Annotated in this window: 16 protein-coding genes and 1 pseudogene; 5 read left to right on the forward strand and 12 right to left on the reverse strand. The window is 65.0% G+C overall.

Features of this window, described 5'->3' with window-relative positions:
- Window positions 1-71: 71 nt before the first annotated feature.
- On the forward strand, window positions 72-368 hold the full coding sequence (locus ACNUDN_RS24185) for a WhiB family transcriptional regulator (RefSeq protein ID WP_419124255.1): 297 nt from the start codon (window positions 72-74) through the stop codon (window positions 366-368).
- Between the two features lie 13 nt (window positions 369-381).
- Here ACNUDN_RS24185 and ACNUDN_RS24190 read toward each other — a convergent pair whose 3' ends face one another.
- The 4 genes from ACNUDN_RS24190 to ACNUDN_RS24205 are packed head-to-tail and all read right to left on the reverse strand — an operon-like array spanning window position 382 to window position 4,155.
- Window positions 382-1,479, reverse strand: coding sequence for an Rv3575c family transcriptional regulator (locus ACNUDN_RS24190; RefSeq protein WP_419124256.1), 1,098 nt, complete (start codon window positions 1,477-1,479; stop codon window positions 382-384).
- A gap of 54 nt (window positions 1,480-1,533) precedes the next feature.
- Complete coding sequence (locus ACNUDN_RS24195; protein ID WP_419124257.1) at window positions 1,534-2,400, reverse strand: metal ABC transporter permease; 867 nt, start codon at window positions 2,398-2,400, stop codon at window positions 1,534-1,536.
- Entirely contained in the window at window positions 2,397-3,170 is a 774-nt protein-coding gene (locus tag ACNUDN_RS24200; protein WP_419124258.1) for a metal ABC transporter ATP-binding protein, read from the reverse strand. The genes ACNUDN_RS24195 and ACNUDN_RS24200 overlap by 4 nt, the downstream gene beginning before the upstream one ends.
- On the reverse strand, window positions 3,157-4,155 hold the full coding sequence (locus ACNUDN_RS24205) for a metal ABC transporter solute-binding protein, Zn/Mn family (RefSeq protein ID WP_419125290.1): 999 nt from the start codon (window positions 4,153-4,155) through the stop codon (window positions 3,157-3,159). The genes ACNUDN_RS24200 and ACNUDN_RS24205 overlap by 14 nt, the downstream gene beginning before the upstream one ends.
- Before the next feature lie 153 nt (window positions 4,156-4,308).
- On the opposite strand from ACNUDN_RS24205, the gene ACNUDN_RS24210 reads away from it, so the two are divergent.
- Window positions 4,309-5,454 carry a GTP-binding protein gene (locus ACNUDN_RS24210; RefSeq protein WP_419124259.1) on the forward strand — a complete coding sequence of 382 codons (1,146 nt, stop codon included), beginning with the start codon at window positions 4,309-4,311 and terminating at the stop codon, window positions 5,452-5,454.
- A gap of 51 nt (window positions 5,455-5,505) precedes the next feature.
- Here ACNUDN_RS24210 and ACNUDN_RS24215 read toward each other — a convergent pair whose 3' ends face one another.
- The 3 genes from ACNUDN_RS24215 to ACNUDN_RS24225 all read right to left on the reverse strand — a co-directional run bounded on the left by ACNUDN_RS24215 (window position 5,506) and on the right by ACNUDN_RS24225 (window position 8,650).
- Complete coding sequence (locus ACNUDN_RS24215) at window positions 5,506-6,504, reverse strand: WD40 repeat domain-containing protein (protein ID WP_419124260.1); 999 nt, start codon at window positions 6,502-6,504, stop codon at window positions 5,506-5,508.
- Window positions 6,501-7,493, reverse strand: a complete 993-nt coding sequence (locus tag ACNUDN_RS24220) for a CobW family GTP-binding protein (RefSeq protein WP_498450165.1) — start codon at window positions 7,491-7,493, stop codon at window positions 6,501-6,503. The genes ACNUDN_RS24215 and ACNUDN_RS24220 overlap by 4 nt, the downstream gene beginning before the upstream one ends.
- Before the next feature lie 296 nt (window positions 7,494-7,789).
- Window positions 7,790-8,650: a mycofactocin-coupled SDR family oxidoreductase gene (locus ACNUDN_RS24225; protein WP_419124262.1), complete on the reverse strand. Its 861-nt coding sequence runs from the start codon at window positions 8,648-8,650 to the stop codon at window positions 7,790-7,792.
- Window positions 8,651-8,757: 107 nt separating this feature from the next.
- Between ACNUDN_RS24225 and ACNUDN_RS24230 the strand changes: the two genes are divergently transcribed.
- A complete protein-coding gene (locus ACNUDN_RS24230; RefSeq protein WP_419124263.1) occupies window positions 8,758-9,141 on the forward strand; it encodes a hypothetical protein in 384 nt (127 codons plus the stop codon).
- A 6-nt stretch (window positions 9,142-9,147) separates the two neighbouring features.
- Here ACNUDN_RS24230 and ACNUDN_RS24235 read toward each other — a convergent pair whose 3' ends face one another.
- The 4 genes from ACNUDN_RS24235 to aztB all read right to left on the reverse strand — a co-directional run bounded on the left by ACNUDN_RS24235 (window position 9,148) and on the right by aztB (window position 14,497).
- A complete protein-coding gene (locus tag ACNUDN_RS24235) occupies window positions 9,148-9,957 on the reverse strand; it encodes a sulfurtransferase (protein WP_419125291.1) in 810 nt (269 codons plus the stop codon).
- Between the two features lie 59 nt (window positions 9,958-10,016).
- Window positions 10,017-11,213, reverse strand: a complete 1,197-nt coding sequence (gene aztD, locus ACNUDN_RS24240) for a zinc metallochaperone AztD (RefSeq protein ID WP_419124264.1) — start codon at window positions 11,211-11,213, stop codon at window positions 10,017-10,019.
- 378 nt (window positions 11,214-11,591) lie between these two features.
- Entirely contained in the window at window positions 11,592-12,503 is a 912-nt protein-coding gene (gene aztC / locus ACNUDN_RS24245; RefSeq protein WP_419124265.1) for a zinc ABC transporter substrate-binding protein AztC, read from the reverse strand.
- Window positions 12,500-14,497, reverse strand: coding sequence for a zinc ABC transporter permease AztB (aztB, locus tag ACNUDN_RS24250; RefSeq protein ID WP_419124266.1), 1,998 nt, complete (start codon window positions 14,495-14,497; stop codon window positions 12,500-12,502). The genes aztC and aztB overlap by 4 nt, the downstream gene beginning before the upstream one ends.
- Before the next feature lie 20 nt (window positions 14,498-14,517).
- Here aztB and aztA point away from each other — a divergent pair, with 20 nt between their 5' ends.
- Both aztA and ACNUDN_RS24260 read left to right on the forward strand, forming a co-directional pair.
- Window positions 14,518-15,174 carry a zinc ABC transporter ATP-binding protein AztA gene (gene aztA / locus ACNUDN_RS24255; protein WP_419124267.1) on the forward strand — a complete coding sequence of 219 codons (657 nt, stop codon included), beginning with the start codon at window positions 14,518-14,520 and terminating at the stop codon, window positions 15,172-15,174.
- A gap of 40 nt (window positions 15,175-15,214) precedes the next feature.
- A pseudogene (locus tag ACNUDN_RS24260) lies at window positions 15,215-15,973 on the forward strand (class I SAM-dependent methyltransferase); the annotation flags it as partial.
- 199 nt (window positions 15,974-16,172) lie between these two features.
- On the opposite strand, the gene ACNUDN_RS24265 reads toward ACNUDN_RS24260, so the two are convergent.
- Complete coding sequence (locus ACNUDN_RS24265) at window positions 16,173-16,559, reverse strand: hypothetical protein (RefSeq protein ID WP_419124268.1); 387 nt, start codon at window positions 16,557-16,559, stop codon at window positions 16,173-16,175.
- Window positions 16,560-16,734 lie beyond the last annotated feature (175 nt).

Below are 16,734 nucleotides of genomic sequence, written 5' to 3' on the forward strand. Positions count from 1 at the left end.
AGCACAACCCGGATCTAGGACAACCCGGATCTAGGACACACCCGGATCACGTACGGAGGAGGCGAAATTCGGTGCCGCAGTCGGCCGGTCAGCGCACTCGACGCCCCCTCTGCACATTCTGGGACTGGCAGCAGTACGGCCGTTGCCACGGCTCCGATACCGAGTTGTTCTTTCCCTCCGATCGTGAGAGCCGAGACGAGAGACGGGCCCGGGTCCAGCAGGCCAAACTGTTCTGCCAATCCTGCGTCGTCCGGGACGAGTGCCTGTCCTACGCGCTGGAGGCACGGGAGGCGTTCGGCGTGTGGGGCGGACTGACTGCGCACGAGCGGGAAGCCATACTCGCTCGGCACGACGATCAATCCGCGTAGTTACCAACCGCGTTCAGGCGGGTGGCCCCGACGTGCGCCCCCTCGTGAGTTCGGTGTCCACCATCTCTACCACCGGCAGCCCATGGCGTGGCGGGGTGTGCAGGAGGCGACCCGCTCGTCGCCCCTTCTCCACACTGGGCTGGGCCACCGTCGTCAGTCCTCGGCGCAGCGCTTCGGGGATACCGTCGAAACCGGTGACGGTCACCTGCCCGGGCACGTAGACACCACGGCCCCGCAGATAGTCCATCGCCGAGAGCGCCAGGACATCAGCAGTGCACATCAACGCCGTGAGCCGTGGGTTCGCCGTGAGTGCGACCTCAGCGGCCGCACCTCCGGATGTCGGCAGATGCTGATAGCTCTCCACGACCGTCAACGAATCGGGGTCGAGGCCCGCCGCCGCCATCGCATCTTCGACACCCCCGACGCGTTCCTGCTGTACATGGAAACGCGGAGTCCGGCGGCGGTCCGGCGCAACGACCGAGCAGTCGGCGTCGCCCGGCTTGTCCCGAGCCAACCGCATGGTCAGCACCGCGATCTCCCGGTGTCCGAGGCCGATCACGTGGTCGGCGAGGCGACGCATGGCAGCGCGGTCGTCGATGCCCACCCAGGACGTGCCTGCGACGTTCTTGGGTTGGTCGACCACCACCACCGGGAGATGTCGCTGCAATACCACCGGCAGATACGGATCGTCGTCGCTCGCCGAATAGACCACGAAGCCGTCGACGCCGGCGGCGAGCACGGCTGCCGTGCCGTCTTCGACAGTCCGGCTTGGTCCGATCGCCACCAGAAGCAAACCCTGACCGGCCTCCTCGCAGGACTCGGCAAGACCGGCGACAAAATCCAGCGCAGCCGGATCGCTGAAGGAGTAGTTCAGCGGCTCGGTGATCATCAGGCCGACCGCGCCGGCGCGGCGGGTCCGAAGCGAACGGGCGACCGGGTCGGGCCCCGGGTAACCCAGCCGCTTCGCAGCCGAGAAGATCCGCTCACGCAGCTCTGCCGACAACTGATCGGGTCTGTTGTAGGCATTGGAGATCGTGGTGCGAGACACCTTCAGCTCCGCGGCCAGCGAGGCCAAGGTGGTGTGTCTCCTCGGAGCGGGACTCCTGGGCATGATTTGACGTTAACGGAAGCGTCCGGCTGTCCGTGCGCGCCCCGGCGTCGCGTCTCAGGTGACGAGCACGCGATCCGACGACGAACGGAAACCGCGCTCGGCGGCCCAGATCACCGCCCACACGCCGCACGCGATGGTGACGATGACAAAACTCGGCGGCGCATTGAACATCGCTGACAGGCCGAGGCCCAGCCAGACCGCAATCACGTTGATGACCATGGTGATCCCGATGGCAAGGGCCGGTCGGGGTGTCAGCATGATCGCCGCGGCCGCAGGGGTGACGACAAGGGCGAAGAGCAGCAAGGTTCCCACTGCCTGCACCGCCATGGTGACGGTGAGCCCCAACAGGATCATGAACACGATCGCCAAGCCGCGCACCGGGACCCCCTTCGCCTCCGCGACCTGCGCGTTGACCGAGGTGAACAACAACGGCCGGTAGATGATCGCGACGCTGACGGCCAGCACGGCGAGCAGAGCTGCGAACGAGAGGATCTGCTCCTGGGTGATCGCGAGCAGGTTCCCGAACAGCACGTTGGTCATCGTGCTCGAACTACGTGTCGCGAGCGAGTTGAACAGCAGGCCGAGACCGGTCGCCATCGCCAGGACGGTGCCGGTGGCGACCTCTCGGTCGGCCGCACGCTTGCCCAATGCGCCGATGACCAGCGCACCGCCGATGCAGAACGCGCCGAGACCCACCGCCACCGGCAGTCCCACCAACACCGCCCCGGTGGCTCCGGGCAGACCGATGTGCGCCAGCGCGTGGGCCGCGAACGCGGTGTTGCGGACCACCACGAAGTACCCGATCAGACCTGCCGCCAAGGCGACGATGGTTCCACCGATCAACGCGTTGCGCATGAACGTGGAGGCCAGAATCTGTGGCCAGTTGTCCTGATAGCCGAGGGCGACCAGTGACGTGGTCACGACGGCTTCCGGACGTAGAGGTCACCCTGGGGCGTGTTCACCACTTCTACCGCGGTTCCGTAGAGGAGGCTGAGCAGGGCGGTGTCGACGACACCGTCGACCGAGTCGAAGCGAGGATGCCCGTCGAGCAGATAGATGGCCCCGCTGAGGATGGACAGCAGTGGGTTGAGGTCGTGGGCGACGAGCAGAACCGTGACACCCAGATCGGCGTTGATCCGCTTGATGAGCGCCACCAACTCGTGCTGGCTCCTGATGTCCAACGAGGCCAGTGGCTCGTCGAGGATCAGCAACTTCGGGTGACTCACCAAAGCCTCGGCCAAAGCGACCCGCTGTCGCTGACCTCCCGACAGCTGGGACAACCGCTTGTCGGCAATCGCCGTGGCATCGACGGCGGCGAGGGCGTGCTCGACCTGTTCGCGCTGGCGCCGATCCGTCCGGCCGAATCCCCATCGGTGCCCGGTCAGCCCCAATGCGACGGCATCGTACGCCCGGATGGCTTCACCCGCGGTCGCAGTGTAATTCTGTGGAACATAACCGATTTCGCCGTTCATCGAACCGGGACGATGACCGAAAACCTCCACGCTGCCGGTTGCGCACGGGAGCAGCCCCAGCACGACCTGCAATAGCGTCGTCTTGCCCGATCCGTTCGGACCGATGACGGCCACCACGCCGCCGGCGGGCACATCAAACGACGCCCGCGACCATACGGTGCGACCGCCCCGACTGACGCTGACGTCACGAAACGTCAGCGCTGGTTCAGGAACCAACACCCAGCGCCTCGGCAAGCGCGTCGAGTTGGCCCACCTGCCACGTCTCGAACGAGTCGACCCCCGGCGGGACGGTCTCGGTCACCTCTACGACCGGAACCCCTGCCTGCTCGGCCGCGGCGCGAATCTGTTGCGGCATCGATCCTTCGGTCTGGGAGTTGTAGATCAGGACGTCGACCCCGCGGTCTCCGAGTAGTCGCAGGAAAGCGTCCAGATCCGCCGGTGACGGATCGGTTTCATTCGCCGAGGACACCTGGTAGCCCGCCGGCGTGCGATTCTGGAGCCCGATCGCGCTTGCCATGTCATCGAACACGCTCTCGGTCGCCGCGTAGGTCCTGCCGGCGGCCCCGGCCTGGAGGGACGCGATGGCGTCGTCGTAGGGCTTGAGCGACTCGACGAATGCCTCGTGACGCTGATCGAAATAGTCGGCAGCATCGGGCGATAACTTCTCCAACTCGGCCGTGACGGCGTCGCTGACAGCGGTCACGGCGGTGGGGTTGTACCAGACGTGCGGATTGGGTTCGCCGGCGTGATCGTGACCATCTCCGGCGTGGTCGTGGTCTTCGCCGGCGTGGTCGTGGTCTTCGCCGGCATGGTCATGGCCCTCCCCGGCATGGTCATGGCTTTCCCCGGCGTGCTCGTGATCGTCGGCTCCACTCGCAACGAGCGCGTTGATGACCGGCGCATCGGGAGCCGAACTGGCCGCCAGCTTGGTGGCCCATTCGTCGTAGTGACCTCCGTTGACGACCACCAGCTGCGCGCCGTCAAAGGCCGCCGCATCAGAGGGAGCCGGTTCGTAATCGTGGGGATCGACCGACGAACCCGCCAACACGGTGGTCACATTCGCACAGGCGCCACCGAGCTGCGACACGATGTCGCCCCACTGGTCCACGCTGACGACCACATTCACCGGGTCGGCCGGACATTCCCCGCCCGGCGCCGCCGCGGTGGGGTCCGCGGACTGTTGATCGCCCGAACAGGCCGACAACGCCAGAGGCAGCGCGACAGCGAGCGAACCGACGAGGATGCGGGACCGACGCCGAGAAGATTGATTCACGATGTAACGATAACCGTTTTCATTGCTGATCGCGAAGGTGGAGCCCGAGTGGAAATTTCTTAATGAAAATGATTATCATTAAGCATGCCTTCCGCGCCCACGCTGCTGCCCGTCACCGTCCTCTCCGGCTTTCTCGGAGCCGGGAAGACCACACTGCTCAATCACATCCTGGCCAACCGCGAGGGTCGGCGAGTTGCGGTGATCGTCAACGATATGAGCGAGGTGAACATCGATGCTGCACTGGTCGCCGGCCAGGGGCATCTCGATCGCACCCAGGAGAAGCTCGTCGAGCTGACCAACGGCTGCATCTGCTGCACATTGCGCGAAGATCTCATCGAGGCGGTGGGCGCCCTGGCACGGCAGCGGCGATTCGACCAACTGGTCATCGAATCCACCGGGATCTCCGAGCCGATGCCGGTTGCCGCCACGTTCAGCTGGGAGTTCGAAGACGGCACCAGCCTCGGACAGCTCGCGCGTCTGGACACCCTGGTGACCGTTGTCGACGCTTCGACCTTCCTCACCGAGATCGCCCGCGGTGAAGCGCTCGCCGACCGCGACATGAGCGCCGGCGAGGGCGATGCCCGCAGCATCTCTGACCTGCTGGTCGACCAGGTCGAGTTCGCCGACGTCATCCTGCTGAACAAGACGGATCTGGTCAGCGCGGCCACGCTCGGGACGGTGGAGACGCTGGTGCGCCGCCTCAATCCGACGGCGAAGCTGATTCGGACCGATCACGGCATCGTCGACATCTCCGAGGTGCTCGACACCGGACTGTTCGATCCCATCGCCGCGGCCGAGGCACCGGGCTGGGACGAGGAGATCGCCGAGGGCCACACCCCCGAGACCGAGGAATACGGCATCAGCTCGATGACGTTCCGATCAGACCGGCCGTTCCATCCGCAGCGGTTGGCCGAGTCCCTCGGACAGATGACGCGAATCCTGCGCAGCAAGGGTTTCTGCTGGATCGCCAGCCGCCCGACGATCGCCGCGATCTGGTCCCAGGCGGGACCGAACCTGGTGATCGAGCCGGCGCAGTACTGGTCGTCGACGGAGATCGCGGCGGGCCAGGAAATCGTCTTCATCGGCGTGAAACTCGACCGGGACAAGGTGCGGCGACTGCTCGAAGCCGCCCTGCTGACGGATGCCGAACTCGCCGACGGAGAGCAGGTGTGGACGGACTATCCCGACCCGCTTCCGACGTGGGGCGTGACGCACAGTCACGCGCACTGACGCATGACGACGGCGTCGAAGGACGCATCGACCGGCGGGTCGGAGAAGCCTCTACAGTGCGCGGGCGAGGACGACGCCGTCGGACCAACCCGCCAGGATCCGACCCCGGCGATCCCACCGGACTGACGCCGCAGGCGAATCCCGACGTAGCGCGTCGACGGCCGCATGCGCACGTCCGGGAATCGCCGCGGCGGGTTCCCACACCGCGAGCCGGCCGTCGTCGGCCACAGCGGCGAGGTAACGCCCGTCGCGTGACCATGCCAAGGCCGCGACGGTCTCGTCATGTGCGGCCAGGATCCGCGGCGTGCTGCCGCGCGGGCCGGCACCGGCGAAACTCCACACCGTCACATTCGTTCCGCCACCGGAAGCCAGCAGCCTGGAGTCCGGCGAGAAGCCCAGTGTCGTGATCTTGGTCGGATACCCCGACATCTGTAGCTCTTCGCCACGCTTGCCAACCCGCCAGACATGCAACGTGGCGTCCTGGTTCCCGCTTGCCGCCCAACGTCGATCTGGACTGATCGCCATTGCCAACAACGAGCCGGTGAAGGGCAGGATGTCCTCTGCGGCGCCCGGCGAGACGTGCTGAACATGAACTCCGCCATAGGCCGCAGACGCGACCCGCCGGTTGATCCAGTCCACCGCGGTGACCGTGCTACTGCGGTCCCGACTGACCAGCTCAGCGCCGTCAGCAGTCAACACCACGGTCGATCTCCCGACGCCGGCCGCCAGTCGTGCACCGTCGAAGCTCCACGCCAGCGCCGCACACCAACCCCCTCGTCGGCGGCTCAGCGCAGCACCGTCCTGATCGAGGATCGCCACACCGTCAACCGATCCCACGGCCATCCGGTCGCCTGCCGGCGACCATGACACCGCGAGGCACCCGGCAGAGATCTGTTGTCTGCGAATGAGAACCCCGTCGACCGAGAGGAGCGTCAAGGAGCCCTCGGCCCCCGCGACGGCGATCCGGCCGTCGGGGGCTTCGTCGAGCGCGACAACGGCGTCGTCGATGTCTGCGCACCACAGCGTGGATCCGGCGACAGCAGCGGTCATGTAGTCACCAGGCAGCGGCGAAAGGCTGCTTCGAGTTCCCCGCGGTCCAAGTTCCGGCCGATGAAAACGAAGCGATTCGACCGGGGCTCGCCGATTCCCCAGGGACGCCCCTCGGTCCCGTCGAAAAGCATGTGCACCCCTTGGAAGACGTACTGCCGGTCTTGACCCGCCAGAGCCAGAATGCCTTTGCTTCTGAAGATGTCCACGCCCTTGCCGGCGAGCAACTGACCGAGCCACTCGTTGAGTCGATCGACATCGATCTCCCCCTCGAACTGGAAACCCACCGAAGTCACTGTCTGGTCGTGCTGATGGTCGCCCTGGTCAAGGAACGCGGGGTCGTCGTCGAGAACGCGCTGCAGATCGAACGCACCGATGTCGAGAACCTTGTGTAGCTCCACATTTGCATTCTGGCTATGCACGATCTCGGCGCCCCGGTTGATTCCCCGCAGCCGCGCTTCGACCGTTGCAAGCCGCTCCTCATCAACGAGGTCGACCTTGTTCAGGATCATCCGGTCGGCGAAGGCGACCTGCTCCACCGCCTCATTCTCGACACCAGCAGGTTTGACCTCATCGAGGTGCTCGAGTACATGCGCCGCATCGACCACCGTCACGATGGCGTCGAGACGAAGTCGCTCCCGCATCTCATCGTCGACGAAGAAGGTCTGAGCGACCGGTGCAGGATCCGCCAGACCGGTTGTCTCGATCAGGATCTGATCGAAGCGATCTCGGCGTCGCATCAAAGCTCCCAGGATCCTGATGAGATCGCCGCGCACAGTGCAACAGATGCAGCCGTTGTTCATCTCGAAGATTTCTTCTTCGGCGTCGAGCACGAGTGCGTCATCGATCCCGACTTCACCGAATTCGTTCTCGATCACCGCGATCCGGCGACCGTGCTGTTCGGTGAGAATGCGATTGACCAGTGTTGTCTTACCTGCGCCCAGGAATCCTGTGATCACCGTGACGGGCACCCGTTGGTCAACTGTGGTCATGTTCACGTCCTTTCGGAAAGTGCCGAAGCTCTCGCCGCAGCTGGTCTGGCGTGAGTTCATCTGCGGTACAGGGAAACTTCCAGGTGCGACGCGGTGCCGCCAGGACCGCGACCACCGTCTCCACCGGTGGACAGCCAGGCTCGGCGCACGCGAGTTGCTGGACGACGATCGCGTCGGACTCGCCGAGGGCCAACGTCGCCCGGACGATGCCCTTCAGGAGACCGAGATGCGAGCCGGACGCCCTTTCGGCCGGGGCTCTGCCACCGGGATTGACCAATGCCATCGCAGCGCGCCGGTCAGAGCCCCAGCTTCAACGACGCGCCGGCGTCGACGAAGAGCTGCTGGCCTGTCACATAACGGGATTCATCGGAGGCCAGGTACACGACCGCGTGCGAGATATCCGATGGCTCGATGTACGGAATCGGCATGGCCTGCATGAACGGGAAGGTCAGTTCCGCATCCTCACGGGTCGGTTCCGGAATATCCGGCCGGAAAGTCTTGTACATCGCCGAGTTCTGCAGCATGTCGGTGTTGACGTTCGTGGGATGGATCGCGTTGACCCGAACCTGACTGGGACCCATCGTCAGCGCCAGCGACCGGGTGTAATCCCGCACCATCTTCTTGGCCAGGCCATACCCGTCACCTCCGGGCCCCTGCAGCCCTCCCATGCCGTTGACACCACCGGCCTGCGGAACCAGACCCGCCACCGAACCGGTGATGATCACCGAAGCACCGGCGTGCAGGTGAGCCAGCGCGACATGGACCGTGTTCACCACACCGACGAAGTCGACATCGAACGCGTCGGCAAAACCCTGCACCGGAACGTCCTTGCCCAGCGGGCAGATTCCGGCATTGGCCACGACAACGTGCAAGCCTCCCAGCTCGGCCACCGCGTCATCGAGCACCTTCTTGAGTCCTACCCGGTCACGAACGTCGACCTGGGCGGAGATCACTCGGCGCCCCGCCTTCTCGACCAGGCTCACCGTCTCGTCCAGGTCGGCGGACGACGCCAACGGATAGGCGTTGGTGGCGATATCGCTCCCGATATCGACAATCACCAGGTCGGCGCCTTCGTCGGCCAGATGAACCGCGTGGCTACGGCCCTGTCCACGCGCCGCACCGGTGACGAACGCGACCTTGCCGGTCATCCGACCCATGAAGAACCCTCCACCTAAATGAAAATGATTTTCGACAACCTTGCGCGTGCACTGTATCGTGAACCGGAGTTATTGAAAACCATTGCCGATAAGCATCGAGAGTCGCCGTGCGAGCCGAAGCCCGCTACACCGATCGTCCGTTCACCATCGCAGCCTGCGCCGCATGCACAACCGACACCGCCGACGTGATGGGCACACTGCGAGCCGTGGTTCGCAGTTGCCCGCACGCGGTGCTGGTGATGACGCAGTGCCTGCTGGGCCGGCTCACCTGTGCCGGCCGAAGCGGCGATCGAGGGGTAATGCTGCTCCTGCAGCCGTGCACCGCCGAACGGGTGCCGGTGGCTTCTGTTCAGTGGATCGGACCCGTGCGGACCGAGTCCGAGGCACAGACGGTCTGCGAGTGGATCGCCGCCGGCAACTGGGATCCGACCGCCCTGCCGTTGGCGCTACGGGCCGACGTGAACCTTGCAAGAGCCAGCCGGCTGAACTGAGATGCGCTATTCCCCGGTGGCGACAGGCCGGGTGACGTCTGCGCTCCACTGCGACCAGGATCCGGCGAACAGTTTGGCATCCACGCCAGTCGTCCGCAGGGCCGCGACGATCACCGCCGCAGTCACACCTGACCCACAGTAGACGCCCACCCCGCCTGGTCGGTCCGCCGGAAACCCGGCAAAGTAACGCCGCAGGCCCTCCTCGGAAACAAAACGACCGTCTCCCGAGAGAATCTCGGTACTCGGCGCGTTTCGGGCGCCGGGGATGTGGCCGGCCACCGGGTCCACCGGTTCACTCTCACCGCGGAACCGTTGCGGCGCGCGGGCATCCAGCAGCACACCGGGAAACTCAGCAACCTCGTCGACGGTCAACGTCGGCAGCGCGCCTCGATACAGGTCCCGGTACTCAACCGACACATCACCGGGTGTCGTTGTGGGCGGCGCGATTTCAAGTTCACCCCCGGCGGCAGTCCAGGCCGCCAGACCGCCGTCAAGGATCCGCACACCGTCGATGCCGGCCGCTGTCAGCACCCACCACGCGCGTGCCGAGCCGGCCCGGTTCCAGTCGTCGTAGACGACGGTCGGGACGCCGGTTCGCAGCCCCCACCGCCGCGCCGCGGTCTGGACTGCGTCGCCCGAGGGAAGAGGATGGCGACCGCGACCGGTGACCGAGTGGTCGGTGAGGTCCTCCTCGAGGGAGACGTACACCGCGCCGGGCACATGCCCACGGATGTACGCCTCCCATCCGTCCGGTTGGGTCAGTTCCCAGCGGACGTCGAGGACGCTCACAGATGCCCCTTCGTCGATCAGGCGCATCAGTTCCGGCGCGGCGATGAGAGTGTCAGCACGTGTCACACACCCATCGTCGCACCATCTCAGTGATGGTGGCCGACAGCCCCACTCAGCTCGTTCGGTTCCTGGTCGAGGGTCGTGGACAGGGTCACCGTGCCGCTCTGCAGGTCGACCAGGTGGATCTGCTTGGTTGCCGGATCGGTGACGTAGACGGCGTCTTCACGGGTGAAGACGGTCGGCCGCGGGTCCTGCCAGTCCTCGGGCTCGGTCCACGCACCAGTCACATCGATGGACTTGATCTGCGCACCCGTCACCGGATCGAACACATACAGCTTGCCGTCAGTTCCCAGCATCAAGGCCTCCGCCTGCGGCCCCCTGGCCAATGAACGGAACGAGTAGCTCACCGAGGGCGGCATCTGCACGATTCTGATCTGGTCGGTGGTGGTGTCGATCAACGCGAACTGTTCGGGTCGTTCCAGTTCGGCATCCGGATCGATCTTCATGTCCCCCAACGCGACCGGGGAGTCATCGTGGCCTTTGATGTTGCCGATCCGACCGTAAGGGGTGGGGCTGGGCACCTTGGTGAACTGACCGTTGGCGAAGATCAGCGCTCCATCCTCGCAGCCGAGCACCACCTCCTCATCGGCGACGACAGTTTCGCCGTGTAGGCCCGGGCAGTCCTCGGTACGCGCAATCTCACGATCGCCTTGCAACGCGACGGCACCGGTGCGGCCTTCGGAATCTCCGAGGCTGTGCACCAGGGTCCCGTCGGACAGGACCACGGCCACCCCGTGGTGCGGTTGTGGCGTGGTGAACATCTGGGTCTGAGGCATGCCGTCCGCCAGAGCGTGTGGGTCGAACGTGGTGATCTCACCGGAGCCGTCTGCGAACAGCACCGTGGTCTCCCCGTGCGGCACAACGTGTCCCGCATCATCGGCCGGGAACGTCTCATCGGTGAGCTGACCAGACGCCGCGTCGAGAATCCGGAAACCCTCACTGGTCGTCACCAGCACGTGCGCGTCGTCGCCGGCCGGGTTGACACGCAGGAACCCGTCGAGGGGAATGTCCTGCCTCACCTCCAAAGTCTCACCGTCGAGGACGTAAAGCCCACCATCGTAGGTGGCCACCAACGGTTCCGGGATCGGGGCACTCTGCGCTGGAACGCTCGGCTGGGTGGTCTCAGCTCCTTGGGCATTGTCATTGCCAGACGAGCACGCGGTCAGCGCCGCCGCCGCACACGACAGCACTCCAACGCGGTACATCCACCGCGGATCAGACATCTTCGCTCCTTCTCGCTTGTTGTCGACGGTCTGCGACGCCCGCAGACCGTGCTCTTCTCAGTGGTGGCGAACGACCGCGCCGCGCAGTGCGTTCGGCGCCTGGTCCAGCGTCACCGACTCAGCCGCAGTTCCTGCCGTCAGGTCCACGAGGTGGATCTGTGTGGTTGCCGGGCCGAAACGTAACCGGCCCGTTCACGCGTGAAGACAGTGGGCCGCGGCTGATGCCAGTCCTCGGGCTCGGTCCAGTCGCCGGTCACGTCGATGGCCTTTGACCTGCGCACCGGTCACCGGCCGTCGCGCAGAACAACCCTCCCACGCGATACCGCCATTGCGGATTGTTGATATTGACTCCCTTCCGAGCTGATGAGGTTCCTGCTGTTACCGCAGGCCGGTGACGATGGCATCGGCGTTGGCCCGCATCATCCCGAGATAGGTGTCACCGGGAGTGCCCGGTGGGCTGAGGGATTCGCTGTACAAGGGCACGATCTTGACCTGTACTCCGGCCTGTTCGGCGAGCACTCGCGCCAGCCGGTCGGGCTGTGAGGAGTCAATGAATATCGCGGGCACGCCGGTAGATTGGATAGCCCCGACGAGCGACTGCAGATCAGACGCGCTAGGCGCCGCCAGCGTCGTGCCGCTCGGCACGAGAGCCCCGACCACAGTGAAGCCGAAGCGCTGGGCGAAATACCCCAAGACGTGGTGGTTGGTCACCAACTTGCGGCGTTGGACAGGGATCGTGTCGAGGTTCTCGACCATCGAGGTGTCAAGTTCACGCAGTTGCGCGCGGTAGTTCTCCGCGTTGCGGGTGACTGCATGGGCATCGATACCGTCGACCTCGGTGCGGATCGTCTCTTCGATGACATCCACGGCGGTGATCATCCGCTCGGGGTCGGTCCAGAAGTGCGGATCGGGCATGCCCGCGCTGTCGCCCTCCGTGTACTGAATGGGGTCGATCCGGTCACCAACCGCAAGCGTCGGGATGCCTTGTTCGGCAGCACTTTCTACGTTGCGCGTGACGTTCTCTTCCAAGCCGAGACCGTTGTAGATCACCAGGCCGGCGCTGTTCATCGCCGCGGCGTCCTGTGCCGAGATTCCGAACGAGTGTGGATCGGCGTTGGGCTGCATCAATACCAGAACCTCGGCAGCGTCACCCACCACATTGCGGACTACGTCACCCAGGATGTTGGTGGTGACGACAATTTGGCTGCTGTCCGAACTGCCGCTTCCGCACGACGTGACGAACGTGGCAACGAGTCCGAGTACGCAGACCAGCGAGTGCCAGCGCCTCACCGACCGGTCTCCACCATCAGCCCCGGCACGATTTCGGTGCGCAGAGTCCGCGCTATGCGCAGCCCGTCGGCATAGTCGATCTCATAGATCTCGCGCGCAGTGGCGTTGTTGACGTAGGCGCGGTCAGAATCGATGTCGATCACCGGCTGCGGCCCGTCAGTGGGAACGCCGTCACCGATCAGCGGTACTCGTACTGTCTCGCTGCGAGTGTTGACGTCGAATGCGCTCAGTGTTCCGTCACGGCGCAGCACCAGCACGGTCCCGTCTCCGGCGGTGTTGGCAGCCACCGCGTCCGGGACTGAGATCGATGTCCACAGGCGCTGGCGGCTGTCGAGCACCCACACCGTGCCCTCAGCCGTGCCTGCGAAGACATCCGCACGGTCCCGATGATCCATCTGAGTGGGACGCTGCGGCGGCGCGTCGGTCGGATACGGCATAGGGGTTGCGGTCAGATCCTGGGCCCCGCCGGTGACCCGGACGGCGCCACTGTCGCACCCGAAAACGACAGCTCTACGGGTGGGTATCGCCCACGAGGGGTTCCGGCATTCGCCGGCGACCTCCGTCGTCGCACCGTCCCCGGTGACCTGGATCTGGCCCGCTGCGGTCACCGTCAGTAGTCGAGCCCCGTACGGAACTACCGCCGCGGCGCCCGGTGGCACTGTCAGACCCTCGGGCGCCTCGACCGTCCGAGTGCCGAGTTTCTCGCGGTCGATGAGTTCGACCTCACCCGATTCGGATCGCAGCGCCACGACGTGGTTGCTGGCACTGACCGAAGCGACTGGGACGTCAACTGTCGCGACCTGGGCCGGATCGGTGGCGAAATAGTGGTAGTGGTCGCCGTGGTCGAAAGTCCACGCTCCGCCGTCAATGACGGTGGTGCCGTCGTCGGTCCGCAGGTATGCGAAGCGCCCGTCGCCGACCAACTTGGTCACCGGTCCATACGAACCGACACGGGTTTCGACTTCGTCCACAGCGTCGTATACCGACGTATCGCCTGTCGCGGGATCGACGAGAACCAGCTTGGTCAGCGCGCTTGCGATTTCGCGGGCTCCGTCTTCGATCGCCACGCCATCGCCGGTGGCGGCCGACGTTGTCGCCGGCGCAGCCGGCTGCTCGCCCCCGGTGGAGCACCCTACGGCGACGATCGCTGATGCCGCCACCGCTGACAGCTGCCTCCACCGATTGCGCAGCGGTGCGAGTGCCGCCGAGGCAAAGAAGAGTAATACCGCCACGGCCGCGATAGTCGCGCCGCCAGCGGTGCCCGCATGCCAGGAGACGAGCAGCCCCAGATACACCGAGACTGAACCAATCACGGCCGACAGCGCCATGATCCGCGGAATTGACTTCGCCCAAGCCAAAGCTGCTGCCGGTGGTGCGACGAGCAGACCCAGCACCAGAAGTGTGCCGACAACGTGAAAGGACGCCACCATGGCCACGGCCATCAACACGGTCAGAACGGGAATGGCCAACTGCGGGCGCAGACCCAGCGTCGCCGCCTTGCGCGGATCGAACGTCACTGCGACGAACGCACGATGACCCACGACGGTCGCGACGAGAGTCAGGGCCAGCGCCACAGCCAAAACCACCAGATCGGCCGTACGTACCGCGAACACGTCACCGAACAGGAAACCGGTGAGGTCAACTGCGAAGCTCTGCGAACGAGACACGATGATAACGCCGAGCGCCAGCATTCCGACGAGCAGTAGTCCGATGCTGGTATCGGACGACAACTTCGACGATCGACCGATGGCGGCCACGCCTACCGCCATGATCAGGGCCGCCACCAGCCCACCGACCATCAGGCTGATGCCCAGCAGAGCAGCGATGGCGACGCCGGGAAGCATGCCATGAGTCATCGCTTCTCCCAAAAAGACGTTGCGGCGCAACAGCACCCAGCATCCGACGAGGGAGCATAGGCATGCGGCGATCACCCCGGCGAGTAGCGCCCGCAGGATCACGTCCGCGTGGAACGGCTCAGTCAGCCAATGCGCCATGCCGTACACTCTTAGCAGTAATGAAACTCATTATCAACAAGGCGACGACGGTGACGCCTGGGATTATGGTCTCCGGCGTCGACTTTGCCTACCAGCGCAATGCGGTGTTCCGCGATCTCACCCTGCACCCACGCCTGGGTGCGCTGACCGCAGTGGTCGGCTCCAACGGGTCTGGAAAGTCGACGTTACTCAGCCTGCTCGCCGGCGTACTGCGTCCCGACCGAGGTCAGGTCACCGTTCACACCGACAACATCGCCTTCGCTGTGCAACGTAGCGCCGTCACCGACCGGTTCCCGATCACCGTCGCCGAGGCGGTCATGATGGGCCGTTGGCGTCGACTCGGGCTACTGCGAAGACCTCGACGGCGCGACCATGACGTGGTCGAACACTGGCTGGCCGAACTCGGCCTTGCTCATCTACGTCGCCGAACACTGGGTGAACTCTCTGGAGGACAGCGCCAAAAAGCACTTCTGGCACAGGCTTTCGCGCAGGAAGCGTCTTTGCTCCTGCTCGACGAGCCGACCACCGGACTCGATGGCGCGACGACAGAAGTCGTACTCGCACAACTGGCAAGAATGACCGAAACCGGAACCACCGTCGTCGCTGCAACGCACGACGACCGCGTGATCAACCTCGCCGACGATCGCATCGACCTCGACTCGAACAGTCAGTCGTGACACGACGAAAGTGACCCGCCCTGTGACCGAGACCATCGAGATCTCCTCCCTGTTCCGCTTTATCGAAGATCTGCAGCGGCCGCGACGCTGGGGCAGCCTCCTCGACGCCGGAACCGGCGTCAAATCCCTTGAGTGGATCGTGACGCTGCCCAGCGATCGATGGACCGCGGTGACCGCATCGCAGAACATGGCGGACAAGATCCGCGACGTCCTCGACACCCAGGCCCGTCCTCAGGATCGCGTGCTGGTCGGCAACTGGGTCAATGACAGCCTGCTCACCGGAGAGAAGTTCGACACGCTGCTGGTGGACTACCTCGTCGGCGCCGTCGAAGGGTTTGCCCCGTACTGGCAGGACCGAGTTTTCGAACGCCTGCGGCCGTTGATGAACGCGGACGGCCGCATGTACATCATCGGCCTTGAGCCTTATGTGCCGTTCCGGCCGGAGACCGAAAGCGGAAGGATCATCTGGGAGATCGGCCGTGTACGCGACGCGTGCTTGTTGTTGGCCGGAGAACGGACCTACCGTGAATTCCCGATGGAGTGGATTCAGCGCTCACTGGGGAAATCCGGCTTCCGGACGTTGGAAGCGCGCCGCTTTCCCATCCGCTATCGAGCCCGCTTCATCAACGGCCAGCTCGACATGTGCCTAGACCGCCTCAAACGCTTCTCCGACGCTAGCCTCGGCGAATCGATGCGTCGCTATGTCGAAGACCTTCGTGCCCGCGCCCTTCAATCGGCAGAGGACAACAACGGACTCCGCCACGGCTACGACTACGTCATTGCCGCCGAGCCGATGTAACAATTGCCCAGGGGTCACGACTGCGGTTCGGTCGACCGCAACCTCAACGACGTCCTCGGCGCAGGCATCGGGTGATCTACCACGCCGTCCTCCTGAGACCGATCAGCTCTGCGGCGCCGGATGCGATGGGATGGTCCTCAGTATCGGTGTGCTGTTGTCAAGGTCCCCCGCCCGTGCGCGAACGCAACCGCGACCCGGCTCAGGCACTACCGCACAGACCCGCGATCTCAGCACTTAGGGCGTCGGCAGACCGCATCCGGTCAGTCTGTGCGGGATCAGTCGTCGGAATTCCAGCGATCGACAGGGCACCGATGTCGAGCAGGGTCGTGGCGAATGTACGCGTCGCGTCCCCGAGGTCGGTCGGCACTGCCGGTTCGAGCTTCGACAGCAGGTACTCCCCGCCGCCGAGTAGGGCTAGCCGAGCGTTGGCGGCTACGGCCATACCACCGGCCACATCTCCTGGTCCTCCCGGCGCGCTGGCGTTGGTGTTGATCGTGATGCCTCGACGTACGGTGTCGAAGGCGTCGCAGACACTCTGTCGCGCGACGCCACGCGATTCGTCGGTGATCTGGGCTGGGGCGCCCACAGCAGCGTTCTCTGTAGGCGACGGACGGAACGCCGCCCAAGCCGAGAGAGCCACCGCTACGAGCGCAAGCGCCATAGCCAGGAGGGCGACGGGGCTTCGATGGGCGCTATTGTTGCCGCCCGGGGGCGCAGTACCGGGAGCAGCAGTGCTGTCTTCGATATCCGAATATCTCTGG

It is taken from the genome of Mycobacterium sp. smrl_JER01 (assembly GCF_048513595.2).
Classification (GTDB): Bacteria; Actinomycetota; Actinomycetes; order Mycobacteriales; family Mycobacteriaceae; genus Mycobacterium.